Origin of the sequence: Pseudomonas sp. W5-01 (assembly GCF_046540435.1) — a bacterium.
In the GTDB taxonomy this organism is placed as follows: Bacteria; Pseudomonadota; Gammaproteobacteria; order Pseudomonadales; family Pseudomonadaceae; genus Aquipseudomonas; species Aquipseudomonas graminis_B.
Genome location: NZ_JAXCIP010000009.1, coordinates 25147 through 44544 on the forward strand (window position 1 = coordinate 25147; position 19398 = coordinate 44544).

Annotated in this window: 20 protein-coding genes; 3 read left to right on the plus strand and 17 right to left on the minus strand. The window is 62.2% G+C overall.

Translation table 11 applies throughout. The features are described 5' to 3' along the window. Positions 1 to 99: 99 nt before the first annotated feature. The 6 genes from acpP to SLW75_RS23500 form a co-directional block, all read right to left on the minus strand. Positions 100 to 336 (minus strand): acyl carrier protein, encoded by a 237-nt coding sequence (gene acpP / locus SLW75_RS23475; RefSeq protein WP_016973676.1) that lies wholly within the window; start codon positions 334 to 336, stop codon positions 100 to 102. 186 nt (positions 337 to 522) lie between these two features. Next, positions 523 to 1260 carry a 3-oxoacyl-ACP reductase FabG gene (gene fabG, locus SLW75_RS23480; RefSeq protein ID WP_065993130.1) on the minus strand — a complete coding sequence of 246 codons (738 nt, stop codon included), beginning with the start codon at positions 1258 to 1260 and terminating at the stop codon, positions 523 to 525. A gap of 15 nt (positions 1261 to 1275) precedes the next feature. After that, positions 1276 to 2214 carry an ACP S-malonyltransferase gene (gene fabD / locus SLW75_RS23485; RefSeq protein WP_410935587.1) on the minus strand — a complete coding sequence of 313 codons (939 nt, stop codon included), beginning with the start codon at positions 2212 to 2214 and terminating at the stop codon, positions 1276 to 1278. 138 nt (positions 2215 to 2352) lie between these two features. Then, entirely contained in the window at positions 2353 to 3360 is a 1008-nt protein-coding gene (plsX, locus tag SLW75_RS23490) for a phosphate acyltransferase PlsX (protein ID WP_410935588.1), read from the minus strand. Between the two features lie 4 nt (positions 3361 to 3364). Continuing rightward, on the minus strand, positions 3365 to 3547 hold the full coding sequence (rpmF, locus tag SLW75_RS23495) for a 50S ribosomal protein L32 (RefSeq protein ID WP_003179396.1): 183 nt from the start codon (positions 3545 to 3547) through the stop codon (positions 3365 to 3367). A 13-nt stretch (positions 3548 to 3560) separates the two neighbouring features. Beyond that, on the minus strand, positions 3561 to 4088 hold the full coding sequence (locus SLW75_RS23500; RefSeq protein ID WP_065993122.1) for a YceD family protein: 528 nt from the start codon (positions 4086 to 4088) through the stop codon (positions 3561 to 3563). Between the two features lie 106 nt (positions 4089 to 4194). Between SLW75_RS23500 and SLW75_RS23505 the strand changes: the two genes are divergently transcribed. After that, the gene (locus SLW75_RS23505) at positions 4195 to 4773 is read left to right on the plus strand and encodes a Maf family protein (protein ID WP_065993121.1); all 579 of its coding nucleotides are present in this window, start codon (positions 4195 to 4197) and stop codon (positions 4771 to 4773) included. A 70-nt stretch (positions 4774 to 4843) separates the two neighbouring features. Here the strand turns inward: SLW75_RS23505 and sppA are convergent, their stop codons facing one another. From sppA to rluC, 3 genes are read right to left on the minus strand one after another with little or no spacing between them, the layout of a single operon-like run. Next, entirely contained in the window at positions 4844 to 5836 is a 993-nt protein-coding gene (gene sppA / locus SLW75_RS23510) for a signal peptide peptidase SppA (RefSeq protein WP_410928705.1), read from the minus strand. A gap of 7 nt (positions 5837 to 5843) precedes the next feature. Beyond that, positions 5844 to 6524, minus strand: a complete 681-nt coding sequence (locus tag SLW75_RS23515; protein WP_410935589.1) for an HAD-IIIA family hydrolase — start codon at positions 6522 to 6524, stop codon at positions 5844 to 5846. After that, the gene (rluC, locus tag SLW75_RS23520; protein ID WP_065993118.1) at positions 6514 to 7473 is read right to left on the minus strand and encodes a 23S rRNA pseudouridine(955/2504/2580) synthase RluC; all 960 of its coding nucleotides are present in this window, start codon (positions 7471 to 7473) and stop codon (positions 6514 to 6516) included. The genes SLW75_RS23515 and rluC overlap by 11 nt, the downstream gene beginning before the upstream one ends. A gap of 713 nt (positions 7474 to 8186) precedes the next feature. Between rluC and rne the strand changes: the two genes are divergently transcribed. Beyond that, a complete protein-coding gene (gene rne, locus SLW75_RS23525) occupies positions 8187 to 11525 on the plus strand; it encodes a ribonuclease E (RefSeq protein ID WP_410935590.1) in 3339 nt (1112 codons plus the stop codon). Between the two features lie 100 nt (positions 11526 to 11625). Here rne and SLW75_RS23530 read toward each other — a convergent pair whose 3' ends face one another. The 8 genes from SLW75_RS23530 to SLW75_RS23565 form a co-directional block, all read right to left on the minus strand. Beyond that, a complete protein-coding gene (locus SLW75_RS23530; protein WP_410935591.1) occupies positions 11626 to 12222 on the minus strand; it encodes a nucleotidyltransferase family protein in 597 nt (198 codons plus the stop codon). A 59-nt stretch (positions 12223 to 12281) separates the two neighbouring features. Beyond that, positions 12282 to 13301: a UDP-N-acetylmuramate dehydrogenase gene (gene murB, locus SLW75_RS23535; RefSeq protein WP_410935592.1), complete on the minus strand. Its 1020-nt coding sequence runs from the start codon at positions 13299 to 13301 to the stop codon at positions 12282 to 12284. A gap of 46 nt (positions 13302 to 13347) precedes the next feature. Further along, on the minus strand, positions 13348 to 14112 hold the full coding sequence (gene kdsB / locus SLW75_RS23540) for a 3-deoxy-manno-octulosonate cytidylyltransferase (RefSeq protein WP_065993115.1): 765 nt from the start codon (positions 14110 to 14112) through the stop codon (positions 13348 to 13350). Beyond that, positions 14109 to 14294: a Trm112 family protein gene (locus SLW75_RS23545; RefSeq protein WP_003174668.1), complete on the minus strand. Its 186-nt coding sequence runs from the start codon at positions 14292 to 14294 to the stop codon at positions 14109 to 14111. Before SLW75_RS23545 ends, kdsB begins: the two co-directional genes overlap by 4 nt. 17 nt (positions 14295 to 14311) lie before the next feature. After that, positions 14312 to 15307, minus strand: a complete 996-nt coding sequence (gene lpxK, locus SLW75_RS23550) for a tetraacyldisaccharide 4'-kinase (protein WP_065993114.1) — start codon at positions 15305 to 15307, stop codon at positions 14312 to 14314. Next, complete coding sequence (locus tag SLW75_RS23555; RefSeq protein ID WP_065993112.1) at positions 15307 to 15738, minus strand: ExbD/TolR family protein; 432 nt, start codon at positions 15736 to 15738, stop codon at positions 15307 to 15309. Before SLW75_RS23555 ends, lpxK begins: the two co-directional genes overlap by 1 nt. Beyond that, positions 15735 to 16409 (minus strand): MotA/TolQ/ExbB proton channel family protein, encoded by a 675-nt coding sequence (locus SLW75_RS23560; RefSeq protein WP_410928699.1) that lies wholly within the window; start codon positions 16407 to 16409, stop codon positions 15735 to 15737. The genes SLW75_RS23555 and SLW75_RS23560 overlap by 4 nt, the downstream gene beginning before the upstream one ends. An 83-nt stretch (positions 16410 to 16492) precedes the next feature. Beyond that, a complete protein-coding gene (locus SLW75_RS23565; protein WP_410935593.1) occupies positions 16493 to 18709 on the minus strand; it encodes a DNA internalization-related competence protein ComEC/Rec2 in 2217 nt (738 codons plus the stop codon). Between the two features lie 153 nt (positions 18710 to 18862). On the opposite strand from SLW75_RS23565, the gene SLW75_RS23570 reads away from it, so the two are divergent. Next, complete coding sequence (locus SLW75_RS23570; RefSeq protein ID WP_410935594.1) at positions 18863 to 19384, plus strand: DUF2062 domain-containing protein; 522 nt, start codon at positions 18863 to 18865, stop codon at positions 19382 to 19384. Positions 19385 to 19398 lie beyond the last annotated feature (14 nt).

Sequence of the window (19398 nt, forward strand, 5' to 3'; positions counted from 1 at the left end):
CCTTTCTTCTATTGATGAAACGCTGCCCTATTCAAAGAAAAAACCGCACGCCAGGGGCAGTGCGGTTTCTCCAGGACAGCAAACTACGATTACAAAATCTTACGCCTGGTGGGCAGTAACGTAATCGATAGCCGCTTGAACAGTGGTGATCTTCTCGGCTTCTTCGTCAGGGATTTCGGTCTCGAATTCCTCTTCCAGAGCCATTACCAGCTCAACGGTATCAAGGGAGTCGGCACCCAGGTCTTCAACGAAGGAAGCACTGTTGGTGACTTCCTCTTCCTTGACGCCAAGTTGTTCGGCAACGATTTTCTTGACGCGCTCTTCGATGGTGCTCATACCGTGTTTTAACTCCTAGTGGACAAATTCAGGCAGCTGGCCGATGGGTAAGTGTATAGAAGAGGTTTTGCGCATTTCAAGCTAAACGCAATTCCCGCTACGCCCGACAGCCTTCTGCCCCTTAAAAGATTTCAGCTTTATAACGGATTTTAGACAGCCCGTATGACATTTTTTCGATACGACCGGTCACATGTACATGCCGCCGTTAACGGGGATTGTAGCCCCGGTCACGTAGCCTGCACCTTCCGAGGCAAGAAAAGCGACAACATGCGCGATCTCTTCTGCCTGCCCCAGTCGGCCCAGAGGAATCTGGGCCGTCAGGGAATCACGTTGCGCTTCTGGCAGCTCGCGGGTCATGTCGGTGTCGATGAAACCCGGCGTCACCGAGTTGACCGTCACTGCACGCGACCCTACTTCACGTGCCAGGGCACGGCTGAAGCCTTCCAGACCCGCCTTGGCGGCTGCGTAGTTTACTTGACCTGCGTTGCCCATGGCACCCACCACGGAGCCGATGCTGATGATCCGGCCCCAACGCGCCTTCGTCATCCCGCGCAGGACGCCCTTGGACAGGCGGAACAGACTGCTCAGGTTGGTGTTGATGACGTCGTGCCACTCGTCATCCTTCATGCGCATCATCAGGTTGTCACGGGTGATACCGGCGTTATTGACCAGGATCAACGGCGCGCCAACGCGTTCGGTGATCTGGGCGAGCGCGGCGGCAACGGATTCGTCGCTGCCCACGTCCAGCGCCAGACCGAAGCCTTCGATGCCGCTTTCCTTGAAATAAGCGGTGATTTTCTCGGCACCGGACTCGGAAGTCGCCGTGCCCACGACGATGGCGCCGTTACGACCCAGTTCAAGGGCGATCGCCCGGCCAATGCCACGGCTCGCGCCGGTGACAAGTGCAACTTTACCCTGACTCATGCAGGCGTCTCCTAATCAGGCCAGCGCCGCACGAGCGGCGGCGAAGGCGTCTGGGGTATTGAGGTTGTGGGTGGCCACGCCATCGGCGCAACGCTTGTTCAATCCGGCGAGAACCTTGCCCGGGCCGCACTCGACCAGTTGCAGGGCGCCCTGGGCGGCCAGGGTCTGGATCGATTCGACCCAGCGCACTGGCTTATAGAGCTGCTGCAGCAGATCGGCTTTCAGCGTACCGAGGTCGGACACGACACTCGCGGTGACGTTCTGCACCAGCGGGATCTGAGGCACCTGCCAGTCAATGGCAGCGATCGACTCGGCGAAGCGTTCCGCCGCCGGGCGCATCAGCTCGCAGTGCGAAGGCACGCTCACCGGCAACGGCAAGGCACGCTTGGCACCCTTGGCCTTGCAGATTTCGATGGCGCGCTCCACGGCGGCCTTGGCGCCGGCAATCACGACTTGTCCGGGCGAATTGAAATTCACCGCGCTGACCACGTCGCCCTGAGCCGCTTCGGCACAGGCAGCAATGACCACCGCATCGTCCAGGCCGAGAATGGCCGCCATGCCGCCCTGCCCCGCAGGCACGGCTTCCTGCATCAACTGACCCCGGCGCTCGACCAGCTTCACCGCATCGGCAAGGGTCAGGCTACCGGCTGCGACCAGTGCGCTGTACTCACCCAGACTGTGCCCGGCGACATACGCAGGGCGCACGCCGCCTTCCGCCAGCCACAGACGCCACAAGGCAATCGATGCGGTGAGGATGGCAGGCTGGGTTTTATCGGTCTGGTTGAGGCTCTCTTCCGGGCCCTGCTGGGTCAGCGCCCAGAGGTCGTAGCCCAGAGCAGAGGAAGCTTCTTTGAACGTCTCCAGCACCAGCGGATGCTGCGCGCCCAGCTCGGCCAGCATGCCGAGGGACTGCGAGCCTTGGCCCGGAAAGACAAATGCGACGGAAGCAGACATTAACAAGCCCCTGATTATTCTCGTCAAAATGAGCGTCCGGCGGGCCGAACGCGAGGTAATTCAATGTGTTGCGGTGGACAGTTGGATGACCACGCGGTCACAGGCGTCACATTCTAGCCCAAGACTCGCACTGAAGCCCTAAAGCAGATCCTCAAGACGACCGCGCAAGCGCTGGGGCAGGTTTTCCTGAATCTCGATCAGTGCCCGCTGTATTGCGCTCTGGAAACCCTGGGCATCGGCCGAACCGTGGCTCTTCACCACGATGCCCTGCAGCCCGAGAAAACTGGCACCGTTGTGACGCGCCGGGGCCAGGTCGGCCTTGAGCTGGCCGAGCACAGGCCTTGCCATCAACCCCACCAGCCGCGACAGCACGTTGCGACGAAACAGCCCCTCGATGCGCTCGCCAATCATCAGCGCCAGGCCTTCGCTGGATTTCAGCAGCACATTGCCCACGAAGCCGTCACAGACCACGACATCCGCTTCACCCCGATACAGGCCATCGCCTTCGACAAAACCGATGTAGTTCAGCCCCGGCGCAGCCTGCAACAGACCGGCAGCCAGCTTGACCTGCTGATTGCCCTTGATGTCTTCGGTGCCGACGTTCAGCAGTGCGACTCTGGGTCGCACCACGCCCAGCGCCTCGGCCGCCACCGAACCCATCACGGCAAACTGATAGAGATGCTCGGCGGTGCAATCAACGTTCGCACCCAGATCCAGCAGCTGGCAATAACCGCCCCTGGTCGGCATCGCTGCCACCATGGCCGGGCGGTCGATGCCCGGCAAGGTTTTCAACACGAATCGGGACAGCGCCATCAAGGCACCGGTATTGCCTGCACTGACACAGGCGTGGGCCTTGCCCTCGGCGAGAAGCCCCAACGCGACACGCATCGACGAATCAGGTTTGCCCCGCAAGGCCTGGGACGGACGCTCGTCCATGGTGATGACTTCACCGGCGTGCACAACGTGCAGGCGCGAGCGATCGACACCGGAGTGGCGTGCGATGAGGTCTTCGAGAAGGGAGGATTGACCAACAAGGGTCAGGTGTAGCGAGGGGGTAGCAAGCAGGCAGGCGACGCAGGCCTGAACAATGCTGCGGGGACCGAAGTCCCCGCCCATTGCGTCGATCGCGATGACCGGAGCAGACAAGAAATTACTCGTCAGCGCCCTTGTCGATCACTTTACGGCCACGGTATACGCCTTCTGGCGATACGTGGTGACGCAGGTGAACTTCACCGGTGGTTTTTTCTACAGACAGAGTGCTAGCCTCGAGAGCGTCGTGGGAACGACGCATGTCACGGGCAGAGCGGGATTTTTTGTTCTGCTGAACAGCCATAATTGATTAACTCCTAAACGTTTGGGTCACGCTTTAACTGCGCCAATACACTGAACGGGTTGGACCGCGTTACCTCGTCCTCGCTCGGCTCGGACTCGTTGAGGTCCGCCGGCGGCTGGCATTCTTTCGGATCATGAGTTGGAACAATGGGCAAGGCGAGCAGAAGCTCATCCTCGATCAAAGCCAGCAGATCCATGGGATCTTCGCCGAGTTCCAGCACGTCATAGCCTTTCGGCAACGACTGGGTGTTTGCACCCTCCTTCACCACCGCATAACTGCATTCGCTGTGGATTGGAAAGGTGACCAGCTCAAGACAACGCTGGCAAACCATTTTGACTTCGACGTCAATTGCACTGTGGATAACCACAGCGCGCTGCTCGTCTCGCTCAAAAACGAATTTCGCCTGCACCGTACCGAGATTGTCAGCAAGCGGGTCGCAGAGTCTCTCCAAATCAGCCAGCAGCATCTCTCCCTGAAGAGTAGTGCCACGATCAGCTAATTTGCGCGGGTCAACGTGAGGTGGAATCGGGTCATTCAACATAGGCGCAGCATTCTAGGGACGACCCTTGCGACTGTCAAAGGAAATTCAGGCCTGTTCGCAACCTGAGCCGCTGATTACACTCGACTTTCATGTTACGGAGCCACCCATGCTGCCTCTACTCCTTGCTTCCAGCTCGCCCTACCGCCGCGAATTGCTGAATCGCCTGCGGTTGCCATTCGTCTGCGCGTCGCCCGACATCGATGAAAACCGTCGGCCAGACGAGCCGGCAATCGACCTCGTGATTCGCCTGGCACGCGAGAAAGCCATGGCACTCGCTGAGCAATTCCCCGACCACCTGATTATCGGTTCAGACCAGGTGGCCGTGCTAGGCGAGCAGATCCTCGGCAAGCCGCACACGTTCGACCGCGCGCTGGCACAGCTGAAGGCGAGCAGCGGCAACAGCGTCAGCTTCCTCACCGGCCTTGCGCTCTTCAACAGCCGTACGGGTGAGTGCCAGGTTGATTGCGTGCCTTTCACCGTGCACATGCGCCAGCTGGACGACGCCCGCATCAGCCGCTACCTCCACGCCGAGCAACCCTACGATTGCGCAGGCAGCTTTAAGGCCGAGGGACTGGGCGTCAGCCTGTTCCGCAGCACCGAAGGCCCGGATGCGACCAGTCTGATAGGCCTTCCTTTAATACGCCTGGTGGACATGCTGATGAACGAAGGCATCGAGCTGCCCTGACCTCGATAAAAAATAGATGCGAAAAGCCCGACCAATGGCCGGGCTTTTCATCACATCAACACTGTAGCGATCAGCGCAGGGACGGCCCTTTGAAGCCTGCCCACATCGCGATCTGCTCAGCGACGCTGGCGCCCATCTTTTTCGAGAAGCGATCGAACGGCGACTCTTTAACCGTGTAATCGACCATCTCTTTCTCGCCAATGATGTCGCGCGCCACATAGCTGGCACTGCCAAGACCATCGACCAGCCCCAGGCCGACTGCCTGCTCACCGGTCCAGACCAGGCCCGAGAACAGCTCCGGATGGTCTTTGTCTTTCAGGCGATCACCGCGACCCGCTTTTACGCTGGCGATGAACTGGTTGTGGGTGGTGTCCAGGACACCCTGCCAGAAAGCGGTCTCGTCAGGCTTCGGCGGCTGGAACGGGTCAAGGAAGGCCTTGTGCTCGCCCGAGGTGTAGGTACGACGGTCAACACCCAGCTTCTCCATCGTGCCGACAAAACCGAAACCGGCCGCCGTGACACCGATAGAGCCCACCAGACTGGCCTTGTCCGCGTAGATCTGGTCGGCGGCGCTGGCGATGTAATACGCACCAGACGCGCCAAGATCAGTGATCACCGCATATACCTTGATGTTCGGCTTCTGCGCACGCAGACGGCGGATTTCATCGTAGATGTAGCCGGACTGCACCGGACTGCCGCCCGGGCTGTTGATGCGCAGAATCACGCCCTTGGTTTTTTCGTCTTCGAACGCGGCCCGCAGGCTGCCAACGATATTGTCGGCACTGGCGGCCTCGGTGTCGGCGATCATGCCCTTCACTTCGATCAGCGCGGTGTGGCTGGTGCTGCGTGAAGCGCCCTTGCCGACATCCATCAGCGGCGAGAACAACGCCAGCGCGCCGAACAGATAAAGAAAGGTCAGGGATTTGAAGAAGATCCCCCAGCGCCGCGACCGACGCTGCTCCTGCACGCTGGCGAGCAGGGTCTTTTCCAGCAGTTTCCAGCTCTTTGCATCCCCTGCGTCGTCGCGCTCTGGCGAAGACGGAGATTTCCATTCGTCCGACATAGATCAGTTACCCCAACAACGAAGTTTCAGCAGTCCGCGCACCCAACCAGGTGCGCAATTCGGAAAAGTGTTCGATCGCCAGACGCGGCCGGTATTGAAGCAGCGAGCCAAGCGCTTGCGCGCCGTACCCGACCGCCACCGAATCCATCCCGGCGTTGCGCGCCATGAGCAGATCGAACGAAGCATCGCCAACCATCAGCGCCCTTTCGGGCCTGACGCCGCAATGCTGCAGGATTTCATTGAGCATCAGCGGATCGGGCTTGCTGGCCGTTTCGTCCGCTGCGCGAGTGGCGTCGAAGAAGTCGAGCCAGCCGTGGGCCTTGAGGACCCGATCCAGACCACGCCGGGCCTTGCCGGTGGCGACCGCCAGGCGATAGCCCTCGGCACGAAACACCTCCAGCGACTCACGCACCCCGTCGAACAGCTTCGAAGGCTCAACGTCCATGGCCATGTAACCGTCAGCGTAGTGCTGGCGGAAAACGATCAGGTCGCTGTCGGTGATGTCCGGGTACAGCGTGCGTATCGCCTCCGGCAAACCCAGTCCGATGATGCCCTTGATTGCGTCATCATCACGCACCGGACGACCGGCAAGGCGCGCGGCGGCCTGAATCGAATCGACGATACGACCGACGGAATCGGACAGTGTGCCGTCCCAGTCGAAGATCAGCAGTTCGTAATCAGGGCGCAAGCAGCAGTCGCTCCACGGTCTTGGCCCACATCTCGTCGACGGGCGCTTCGAGCTTCAGCTCGCCGCCATCGGGCAGCGGCACCGTCAGGGCATACGCATGCAGAAACAGGCGCTTGCCGCCGAGGTCACGGATTTCGCGACTGAAATCCTCGTCACCGTACTTGGGGTCACCGGCAATACAGTGGCCTGCATGCAAAGCGTGAACGCGAATCTGGTGGGTACGGCCAGTGATGGGCCGGGCTTCGACCATGGTGGCGAAGTCTCCGAAGCGACGCAGCACCTTGAACAGGGTCAGCGCCTCCTTGCCTTCATCATTGACCTCGACCATGCGCTCGCCGGAGCGAAGGTTGCTCTTGAGCAACGGCGCACGGACCTGCTTCTGGGCGGTCGGCCAGTTTCCGCGGACCAGCGCCATGTAGCGCTTGTCCACGCCGTCGCCGCGCAACTGCTCATGGAGGTGACGCAACATGCTGCGTTTCTTGGCGATCATCAGCAGCCCGGAGGTGTCACGGTCCAGGCGGTGGACCAGCTCCAGCTCCTTGGCATCGGGCCGCAGCTGACGGAAGGCTTCGATGACGCCAAAACTCAAGCCGCTGCCGCCGTGAACCGCGATGCCAGCAGGCTTGTTGAGAACGATCAGGCCTTTGTCTTCGTGGACAATGGCGGCCTCGAGGCGCTGCAGCAGACCTTGGGCAACCGGCACAGGCTCGTCGCGCTCAGGCACGCGAACGGGTGGCACGCGCACGACATCGCCTGCCTGAAGCTTGTACTCGGGCTTGATCCGCCCCTTGTTCACACGCACTTCGCCCTTGCGCAAAATGCGGTAAATCAAGGTCTTGGGAACGCCCTTGAGGTACGTGATCAGAAAGTTATCGATGCGTTGACCGGCAAATTCCGGCGCAACCTCTACCAGCCGGACGCCGGGGGTTGGGGGGGTGAGATTTGTCATGGCGCAAATCATAACAATTTTTTATGGATTTGAAGCACTTAATGATTGCTGCTATAGTCGCGAACGCCGCCAAAAGCGGCCTGGACAGCGGACAAACGGTATGACAGCCGGCCCTGCCCAACGCAATTCACGAGGGCGCGAGGCCGTCCTACGGGGCTTTCGGTGACAACGGAAGATATGCAAGCGTAACGAGCGCAGGTGACATGAGGCCTGAAACAAGCCCGATCGCAGAGTGAGTCACTCGCCATCGAGGCCCACGTTCAAGGCCAGTTCACAAAGTGCAGTCGCTGGCAGTCGCACCGGGCGAATGCTTCGGAAACCACGCCTTATTTGAGCCATGACGCGCGAACTTCCCATGGAAGCTTGCGATAAATGCAACCCGCTGCGGATTCAGCGCGCGGCAGCACCCGAATTATCAGGGATACGTGTGGGGTGGAGACGCACAACCGTCGGACTGTGTAGCACAAGGCTTTATTCAAGACGCTTCATATCGTCCGCTACCGATGGTTGATTCCTCCTCCTGACAAAGCTTTTGCTGACAGGGTGTCATTTGTCACCACAGCAAGCAGGAACGTCGTCGCGACTCGGCCCCGCTGGCCGAACCTCGTTAGACACTGGAGTGTTCAAGCACTCCTGACGTGCCCTGACACCGACCGTGAGAAGTCGTGTGTGCCGAACGCCGTTTCCGGCAGCCCGGAAACCGACGGTACTACATGAAAAGAATGCTGATTAACGCAACTCAACCCGAAGAGTTGCGTGTTGCGCTGGTAGACGGCCAGCGCCTCTACGACCTGGACATCGAATCCGGGGCCCGCGAACAGAAGAAGGCCAACATCTATAAAGGCCGGATCACGCGTATCGAACCCAGCCTTGAAGCCGCGTTTGTCGACTTCGGCTCCGAGCGTCACGGCTTTCTGCCGCTGAAAGAAATCTCCCGCGAATACTTCAAGAAGTCGCCTGAAGGCCGCGTCAACATCAAGGACGTCCTGAGCGAAGGCCAGGAAGTCATCGTTCAGGTCGAGAAAGAAGAACGTGGCAACAAGGGCGCAGCCCTGACCACGTTCATCAGCCTCGCAGGCCGTTACCTGGTCCTGATGCCGAACAACCCGCGCGCCGGCGGCATTTCCCGTCGTATCGAAGGCGAAGAGCGCAACGAACTGCGTGAAGCGCTGAACGGCCTGATCGCCCCTGCCGACATGGGTCTGATCGTTCGTACTGCCGGCCTTGGCCGCAGCAGCGAAGAAATGCAGTGGGACCTCGATTACCTGCTGCAGCTGTGGACCGCGATCAAAGAGGCTTCCCTCGACCGCTCCGCGCCGTTCCTGATCTATCAGGAAAGCAACGTCATCATCCGCGCCATCCGCGACTATCTGCGCCAGGATATCGGCGAAGTGCTGATCGACAGCGTCGAAGCCCAGGAAGAAGCGCTGACGTTCATCCGTCAGGTGATGCCGCAGTACGCCAGCAAGATCAAGCTCTACGAAGACAGCGTTCCGCTGTTCAACCGTTTCCAGATCGAAAGCCAGATCGAAACCGCCTTCCAGCGCGTCGTCGAGCTGCCTTCCGGTGGGTCCATCGTCATCGATCCAACCGAAGCCCTGGTGTCCATCGACATCAACTCGGCGCGCGCCACCAAAGGCAGCGACATCGAAGAGACCGCCCTGCAGACCAACCTTGAAGCGGCTGAGGAAATCGCCCGTCAACTGCGTCTGCGTGACATCGGCGGCCTGATCGTCATCGACTTCATCGACATGACCCCGGCCAAGAACCAGCGCGCCGTGGAAGAAAAGGTCCGTGAAAGCCTGGAGGCCGATCGTGCCCGCGTTCAGGTCGGTCGCATCTCGCGCTTCGGCCTGCTGGAAATGTCCCGTCAGCGTCTGCGCCCCTCCCTGGGCGAGAGCAGCGGCATTGTCTGCCCGCGCTGCAACGGTACCGGCATCATCCGTGACGTTGAATCGCTGTCGCTGGCCATCCTGCGCCTGATCGAAGAAGAAGCGCTGAAGGACCGCACTGCCGAAGTGCGCGCTCAAGTGCCGATCCCGGTCGCTGCGTTCCTGCTCAACGAAAAGCGCAACTCGATCACCAAGATCGAACTGCGCACCCGCGCGCGCATCATCATTCTGCCGAACGATCATCTCGAAACTCCGCACTTCGAAGTGCAGCGTCTGCGTGATGACAGTCCGGAAGCGCACAGCCTGCAGACCAGCTATGAAATCGCTGCCGCTGCTGCTGAAGTGGAAGAAGTTGCACCACCTGCCGCCGCTACCCGCACCCTGGTTCGCCAGGAAGCCGCAGTCAAAACCGCACCGGCCCGCGCCAACGCACCGGTTCCGGTTGAAGCCGCTGCGCCGGTTGCCGCTGCGCCTGCACCGGTCGCCCATGAGCCAAGCCTGTTCAAGGGTCTGGTGAAATCGCTGGTCAGCCTGTTCGCTTCCAAGGAAGAGCCTGCTCCTGCGCCTGCCGCCGTGGTCGAAAAACCGGCTGCCGAGCGCCCTGCGCGCAACGACGAGCGCCGTAACGGCCGTCAGCAGAGCCGCAGCCGTAACGGCCGTCGTGACGAAGAACGCAAGCCGCGTGAAGAACGTGCGCCGCGTGCCGATCGCGAAGAACGCGCACCCCGTGAAGAACGTGCCCCACGTGAGGAGCGCGCGCCTCGTGAAGAGCGTGCAGCGCGCGAGCCGCGTGAAGCCCGTGACGAAACCACTGCACCGCGCGAAGAGCGTGCAGCCCGTGCTCCTCGCGAAGAGCGTCAGCCACGTGCCGGGCGTGAAGACCGCAAGCCGCGTGAAGAGCGTGTGCGTGAACTGCGTGAGCCGATCGACGCCGCACCGGCTGTCAACCTGCCCCGCGAAGAACGCCCTGAGCGCGCCCCGCGTGAAGAGCGTCAGCCGCGTGCACCCCGTGAAGAGCGTCAACCACGGAACGAGCAGGCTGCAGTGGCTGCCGAAGACGAAACCCTGCTGACCACCGAAGAGCAACAGGATGACAACCAGGAGCACGCCGAAGGCGATCGCCCTCGTCGTCGTTCACGCGGTCAGCGTCGTCGCAGCAACCGTCGCGAGCGTCAACGTGATGCCAACGGTAATGAAATCGAAGGCAGCGAAGGCGTTGAGGGTTCGGAAGGTTCTGAAGCACTCCACGGCGAAGGCAGCGAGCCGGGTCATGAATCCCGTGACGAAGTGCACGCGAACGCTGACCGTGGCAACGTTGCCGCCAGTGCAAGCGTTGCTGCTGTAGCGGAGCGCGTCATCAGCGCCACCGCCGAAGCCGATGCCCACCGCCAGGCTGAACGTGCGAACACGCCCGTTGAAGCCAGCGCAACTGAAGCGGCACCTGTCGCTCAGGTCTCCGAAGCAGCGCCTGAAGCGCCGGTTGTCGAAACCCCTTCGCCTGAAGCCAAGCGTTCGGTGATGCCGGAAGTGGAAGTGGCAACCTTCGACGCCTCGTTGAGCCCGTTCGAGCGTCAGGTGAAAGCAGCCGCTGAAGCCGAGTCGACCGACGCGCCAGCCAGTGCCGAGATCCCGGTCGCTGTTGAAGCGCCAGCGGTTGTGGAAGCCCCTGCGTTTATGCCAACTCCTGCGCTGGAGCATGAGGCGGTTGAGGTAGCCGTCGCTGAGCCGGTTCACGTCGTTGAGCCTGTCAAAGCGGCTGAGCCTGTTCAGGCTGCCGAGCCTGCCAAGGCACCTGAGCTTGTTCAGATTACTGAACCGGCTCAGGCCGCAGGGCCAGAGCACGCCAAGGCGCCGGCAATCGAAGCACCGAAAGCCGTCGAGCCCGTTGCTCAGCAGCCAGTGGTCGCTGAACCGGTCATCGCGCCAGCCGTCGAAGCAGCCGCTCAGACCGCGGCACCGGAGATCGTCGCCGCACCAGTGGCGGTCGAACCTCCTCAGGCGCCGGTTGCAGAACCTGTCGCTGAAGAGGCGCCTGCGCTGCCGGTTGCCAGCAATGGCCGTGCACCGAACGATCCTCGTGAAGTGCGCCGCCGTCGTCTGGAAGCCGAGCGTCAGCAGAAAGAGGCGCAAGCCTCGGATGAGCCTAAACCGCTCGTTTAATCGGCCGTGACCAAAAAGCCCCACCTGTGTGAGCAGGTGGGGCTTTTTTGTGCTTGACGGTCAGGACCGCGGCATGGAGGGCGGTTCGGCCGGGTTGAGATCACCGCGGTTGAAAGGTCAACGCCGCAGGCACGTCCACATCCCATAACACACCCGGGTCGTCGACCTCGATTTCCTTGATGCGCGCACCCTGGAAAAGCCGCTTGGCGCCCTTCTCCCCGGCCAGTGCCATGAGCGCTGGCCCGAACGCACGACCAAAGGCGACGGGATGCCCATACTGTCCGGCATGGACCGGCACGCTGATGGCATCGTCTTCCACCGAGCGGGCCACGCGTTCGAGTGTGTCAGCATGAATGAAGGGCATGTCGCCCAAGGCAATCAGCCAGCCGCGATGGGCGGGCTCGGCGGAAACGGCAGCGGCGATGCTGTCGCCCATGCCGGGGGAATCCAGCACCACCACTTCATAGCCATGGCGCAGGCCCAACTCGGCCACACTGCAGTAATCGGCTCGGGTCAGCAGGACGGCTTTATCGGCAAGGGCGCTGACGTTGACCAGCACCTGCTCCAGCACCGAACGCTCCGTGCCGTCACGCCCGAGGCATTGCGCCAGCAGCTTGTTGCGGTGCTGACCGGCAACCGCTCGGTAGCGGCTGCCGAGACCCGCTGCCAGCACGATGGCACACAGGGTTTCACTCATGCTCAACCCTCACTGAGTACAGGCGAAGTGGCGCTCAGACCGGAAGACGACGCAGCCGGTCAATAAAGGTTGGGTTCCATTTCCAGCGCAACACCGAAGCGCTCCAGAATGTCCGCCTGAATCCGCTGCGCGAGGCCGAGCAACTGTCCGCCGGATGCTTCGCCATAGTTGACCAGCACCAGCGACTGCAACGCATGGACGCCGGCGTCGCCGTCACGAAAGCCTTTCCAGCCCGCCTGCTCGATCAACCAGCCGGCAGCCAGCTTTACTTGGCCATCGGCCTGAGGGTAGCCGACCACGCCAGGGTGCGTGAGTTTGATCACGGCAACCTGCTCAGCGGACACCAGCGGGTTCTTGAAGAAGCTCCCCGCATTGCCCAGCGTCGCGGGGTCCGGCAGTTTTTCGCTGCGAATGGCGCAGATCGCCCGGCTCACGTGCATCGGCGAAGGCTGTTTGATGCCCTGCTCTTCCAGGCGCTGACGCACCGGACCGTAATCGAGATGAAGGTTGGCGGAATAGCTGAGCTTGAAGCGAACCCGCAGGATCAGCCAACGGTTTGGCTGACGCTTGAACAGGCTGTCCCGATAACCGAACTCGCAGTCGGCCAGGGTAAATTCCCGCAGCTCGCCGCTGTGTCGATCCATCGCGGTCAGGCTGTGGAAAACATCCTTGAGCTCAACGCCGTAAGCGCCGATGTTTTGCATCGGTGCAGCGCCGACGGTGCCGGGGATCAGGCTGAGGTTTTCCAGCCCGGCCAGCCCCTTGGCGAGGGTGTCCAGCACGAAAGGATGCCAGGGCTCGCCCGCCTCCGCTTCAACAATGGCGCCGCCGCAGTCCTCATGGGTGATGCGGATGCCACGGTTGGCCATGCGCAACACGAGGGCGTCGACATCACGGGTCAGCAGCAAGTTACTGCCGCCGCCGATGACCATCAGCGGCACGTCGTGGCCAGACGAATGCGCCAAGGCCTCGCGCACGTCGTCGTCGCTGAACGCCTCGGCAAATCGCCGGGCGCGCACCGCCACGCCGAACGTGTTGTAGGGCTTGAGTGGCACGTCGTGCTGTACATTCAGCGTCATGGGTGCATCCGCGAAAACAGTGGAAGAACGGCCAGACCCATGCTCATCACACCTCCAGCAGACGACGAACGCGTTCCAGGTCTTCAGCGGTGTCGACGCCGGCCGGTGGCGCTTCCAGGGCGTCGGCCACATGGATGCGCACGCCATGCCAGAGCGCACGCAATTGCTCCAGGTTTTCGGTGTTTTCCAGCCAGCAAGGACCCCAGCTGACGAAATCGTGGAGGAACCCGGCGCGGTAGGCATAGATGCCGATGTGACGGCGGTACGGCACGCCTTCCGGCAGTACGTCGCGGGACTTCGCCAGCGCATCGCGAGCCCAGGGCAGCGGCGCGCGGCTGAAGGTAAGGGCCAGGCCACTAAGGTCCGAGCAGACCTTGACCACGTTGGGATTGAACAGCGATGCCACGTCCTCGATCGGCTCGGCGAGGGTCGACATGCGCGCTTCAGGGTGTGCGGCGAGGTTGTCGGCAACCTGATCGATCACGGCCGGCGGGATCATCGGTTCGTCGCCCTGGACGTTGACCACGATGGCGTCGTCGGCCAGACCCAGCTGGGCGGCGACTTCAGCCAGGCGATCGGTCCCGGAATTGTGGTCGTCGCGTGTCATCAGTACTTCGGCGCCGAACGCCTGGCAGGCCTCGACGATTCGCTGATCGTCAGTGGCAACCACGACACGCTCTGCGCTGCTTTTGCGCGCCTGTTCCCAGACGTGCTGGATCATCGGCTTGCCGGCGATGGTTTTCAGCGGCTTGCCGGGAAAGCGACTCGACCCATAGCGCGCCGGAATGACAACGGTAAACGCTGCGGTCATTTGTCCAGACGCTCGTCGGTGGTGAGGGTGCGCGCTTCGCTCTCCAGCATCACCGGGATGCCGTCGCGGATCGGGTAGGCAAGGCCGGCGCCTTTGCTGATCAGCTCGGTTTTGTCGGCGCTGAGCTTGAGCGGACCCTTGCAGATCGGGCAGGCAAGAATGTCGAGCAATTTGGTGTCCATAAGAGATCCTGAGCGAGTCATGGCAAAAGACGGGTTAACTGGGAATCGAACCAACTGACGAACGCCGGCGAAGGCACGGCTTCCACGGCCAGGTACCACCAGTCCGACGCGGCAAAGGACGCGCATTTGACGGCGTCCTTCTCGGTCATGACCACGGGCAATGCCGGGGTAAACGACAGGGCCTGGGCGCTGAACACGGCGTGGTCGGCGAACGCATGTGGAACAGGCCGCCAGTGTAGTCCTTCGAGGGTATTGAAGAAACGTTGCGGATTACCGATACCGGCCACCGCGTGGACCTGCTGCCCCGGCGGGAAATGATCGACCGGCCGGCGTTCACCGCTGACCAGGTTGACCAGCGCCGAGGGCTTGAGTTGAAACCCGAAGCCGTCTTCGCGTTCGGAGCCCGCGCCGTTGTACAGCAGCGCATCCACGCTTTGCAGCCGCTCGACCGGTTCGCGCAACGGGCCCGCCGGCAGGCAGCGGCGATTGCCAAGGCCGCGGACGGCATCGATCAGCACCAGTTCGAGGTCGCGGTTCAGGCGATAGTGCTGCAGGCCGTCGTCCGAGAGAATGAGATCGAGGGGCTGTTCAGCCAGCAAGGCGCGCACGGCCTGCGAGCGGTCTGGGTCGATCATCAATGGCACGCCGGTGCGGTTGACGATCAGCAGCGGTTCATCGCCCGCATGCTCGGCAGCTTGTTGCGGGCGTACGCGCCAAGGCAGGCTCGGCGGTTTGGCGCCGTAACCGCGACTGACCACACCGACGCGCAGTCCGCGCGCCCGGCAATGGTCGATCATCCACAGAATCAGCGGCGTCTTGCCGGTGCCGCCAATGGTGATATTGCCGACGACCACGACCGGAACAGGCGCTTTATAAATGCTGCCCTGCCCGGCGAGAAAACGCGCGCGTTTGCGGTTCACCACGCGCCGGTACAGGCATTCGAGCGGGCGCAGCAGCACCAGGGCCGGATGGCCGTTGTACCAGGCGTCGAGCAGTCGGTCAGTGAATGCCATCAGTTAGCCGATGCGGCCTCGACCGTGGTCATGCGCAAATGAGCGAAACCGAGTTTGCCGGCGGCGTCCATGGCGGTAATCACCGCCTGATGGGGGGTCTTGCCGTCAGCGCTGATCGACAGCGGCAGACTGGTGTCGCCCTCGGATTCCTTTTGCAGGGCATCGATGAGGGTTTCCAGCTTGCTGTCGCCCAGCAGCGTGTTGTTCACCGAATAAACGCCATCGGCGTTGATGGTGATGTCGAGGTGTTTTTTGTCGACGTCATCGGCCGAAGCGCCGGTCACCGCCTGGGGCAGGTCGACGCGCAGCTGAGTTTCCCGGGTGAACGTAGTGGTCACGACGAAGAACAGCAGCAGGATGAACACCACGTCGATCAGCGACACCAGATTGATGTCGATGGTCTCCCTGGGCTTGCGACGGCGGAATTTCACTTCTTCTTGCCCTCGCCACGCGCGGCAGCCTTGAGGTCCGGCTTGGCGTCGGTGAGGTCGACGTCACGATCGCCCTGCACGACTTCCACCAGCTTGATGGCTTCCTGTTCCATGCCGACCACCAGCTCATCGACGCGGCTCTGCAGATAACGGTGGAAGAAGATCGCAGGGATCGCAACGGTGAGGCCTGAGGCCGTGCAGATCAGTGCCTTGGAGATACCGCTGGCGAGCATGCCGGCGTTGCCTGTCATGCCGCTGCTGGTGAACGAGCTGAAGATGTCGATCATGCCGAGCACGGTGCCCAGCAGACCCAGCAGCGGCGCCATGGCAGCGATGGTGCCAAGGGTCGCGAGATAGCGTTCGAGCTCGTGAATGACCCGGGCCGCGGCTTCCTCGATGCACTCCTTCATGATCTCGCGACCATGGCGGGAATTGGCCAGACCGGCGGCGAGGATTTCACCCAGCGGCGAGTCGGCGCGCAGCTCCTTGAGCTTTTCGGCGCTCAGCTGTTTGTCCTGAATCCAGCGCCACACCTGACCAAGCAAATGCGGCGGCGTGATGCGGCTCGCGCGCAGGGTCCAGAGGCGTTCAATGATGATTCCGACGGCGGCAATGGAACTCAAAATGATCGGTAGCATCATCCAGCCACCTGATTTGACCAGCTCCCACACAGCGACCACCCCCTGAAAAAAAGTGGCGCCACTCTAACATAGCGTCAGCGCCTCGCCGAACGTGTCGATGAATAACCCTCCCTTCAGTCACGCCAGAAGCGTCGTGTCCTGCGTTCAGCCCGCGCGTCTTCGTAGGCGCCCAGTTGCAAGGTGATGGCACCCAGCACGGCACTGTCGTGAACCTCCATGGCGGACCAAGCGTAACGCGACATCACCAGCGGATGGGGATGACCGAACGCATTATTGCGGCCTCGGGAAAGCAGCACACCGCGTGCACCCACCGCGCGCAGAAACGCCCGTGACGAAGAACTGCGGCTGCCGTGGTGAGGGGACTGAAGCCAGTGGGCGCTGACGTCGAAGCCGTCGTCGAGCATCGCGCGTTCTGCCGCCACGTCGATATCTCCGGTGAGCAACAGCCGCTCGCCATTGGCCTCGACGCTCAGCACGCAGGAGGCCTGATTACCCTCGGCGGCGTTCCCCCAAATCCAGGTGGAGAAAATGACTTCATCCCACGTCCATGTTTCCCCGTTACGACAGGACTCGGCCGACAACTCGGCAGGCATGCGCCCTACGTCACCCGCCAGCACACGTGCAACCGGCAGGCCTTTGCGAACGGCGGCGGCACCACCGGCATGGTCGGAATCGGCATGACTGAGCAGCAGCGTATCAAGCTGTCTGATTCCGGCGCGCCGAATGGCTGGCAATACCACGCGCTCGCCGATATCGAAATCACCGAAGCGCGGCCCCGCGTCATACAGCAATGCGTGGTCGCGGGTGCGCAGTAAAATGGCGAGGCCCTGCCCCACGTCCAGCTGCAGCACGTCGACTTGCCCGACGGGCACGGTTTTCTGCGGCGGGAAGAGGCACAGCAACAGCAACGGCCAGCCCAACGGGCGCATCGGCAGGCCTTTGGGCAGCAACAGCAGCAAAGCGCCGAGCAGGCTCACCGGCCAGACCCACATCGGCACCTGCGGACCGGTCCAGGCGGGGGCGAGACCGGCCATGAACGTCAGCCAGCGAAACAGGCCGTCCATTGCGCCGCCTGCCAGCCACAGCAGGCTTTCCCCCAGTGGCGGAATCGCCAGCAGCAGCGTACCGAGCAACGCCAGGGGCAAAATCAGCACGCTCACCCACGGCACGGCGAGCAGATTGACGACCGGGCCGCTCACGCTCACCGGCAGGCTCAGCGCCAGCAGCACCGGCAACAGGCCCAACGCGATCAGCCATTGTGCGCGGGTCCAGCTCTGCAACCAGCTCCACCGCCCGAGTCGCCCGCTGAAAATGAGCATCAAGATACCCACCGCCAGGAACGACAGCCAAAAGCCGGGGCGTAGCGTGATGAGCGGCTCGGCGATCAGCACCAGGTTCAGCGCCAGCAACAGCGGCCACGTGGTGCCCAGATGACGGAAGCGCAGACGCCACAGCAGCACCAGACCCAGCATGATGACGGCCCGCTGGACCGGCACTTCAAAGCCTGCCAGCACGCCGTACGCCAGCGCCCCCGCGAACGCCGCGATGCAGGCCGAGGGCAGCCAGGGCAGAAACGGCGGCCATACCCCCCATCGAGCCAGTCCTGCGACGAGGCCATAGAGCAAACCGGCGAGTAAGCCGATGTGCGTCCCGGAAATCACCAATAGGTGAACGGTGCCGGTGTCCTGCAGGACCTGCCAATCGGCGGCGCTCAGTCCGGAATCGTCGCCCAACACCAGGGCGGCCAACCCGCCCTGTCGGCCCTGGGCATCCACACTGAGCAGGCGCTGGCGAATCCCGTCGCGCCATTTGTCCCGCGCCGGCTCAAGCAGCTGGCCGTCCACCACGGTGCCGGTGGCGCCAATGCGCTGGGCCAGCAGCCACGCCTGGTAATCAAACGCGTCGGGATTGACCAGCCCGCCCGGCCGCTTGAGTTTGACGGCCAGACGCCAGCACTCGCCGCTGCTGATCGGCGGACCGCCGTACCAGCCAACGCGGATCTGCTCCGGCAGCCGCGCGCGCCGTGAGACCGGATCCTCCAGCTGAAACCGCACCACGCCGTCGAGGGTCTGGGGCAGGCCGACGACGCGTCCTTCCAGCCAGAGTGTCTGCCCGTCGAGGCGCTCGGCCAGCCGATCGTCCAGCGCGGACGAGGCCGACACACAGGCCCACGTCAGGCCGAACAGGTAAAACGCCAGGGGGTAGGTGCGAAACGGCAGCAGCATCAGCGCGACCACGGGCATCAGCAGCAGCAACCAGACCGGCGGTAATGCGGGCAAAAAACGCAACGTCAGCAATCCGAGTGCAAGCGCGAGCATCCCTGTGCGCATGAGGCTTTCCTTGTCTGCGGGCGAAATCGACTTCCATGGCTTAGCTGATGCCCCGGCCCTCGCGTTTATTAATTGTCACAAAGTCTGAATTTGCGTTTGCGACTATCCGTGCATACTTCCCCGAATTTCCCGCCCACCTCGCCGGATTCCCGTATGCCACGCCACCTGATCAAGCGGTACATGCCCGATCCGAACAGCATCCGGGAACACAAATCCTTACGCTTTCTTGGCGCTCTTCTGCACGACCCCAACCTCTGGCACCTCAATCGACACTCCGTGGCGCGCGCAATGGGGATCGGGCTGTTCGCCGCCTTGATGCCGATGCCGTTGCAGATGCTGCTGGCCGCTGTGCTGGCGATCTGGGTGCGTGCCAACATGCCGATCGCTGTCAGTCTCTGCTGGCTGACCAACCCGCTGACGATGCCGCCGGTGTTCTATTGCACCTATAAAATCGGCGCGCTGTTGATGGGCTTGCCGCCGCGGCATTTCCCGGACGAACTGAGCTGGGACTGGATCAGTGGACAGCTGTCCACCTTATGGCAGCCGTTTTTGCTGGGATCGGTAGTGGCGGGGATTGTGCTGGGCGTGGCGGGGTATTTCGGGACGATGGCGTATTGGCGCTGGTGGGTGGGGCGGCAGTGGAGGGCGCGTCAGAGGCGGCATAAGTCTGTGTAGAAAATGCATGATCG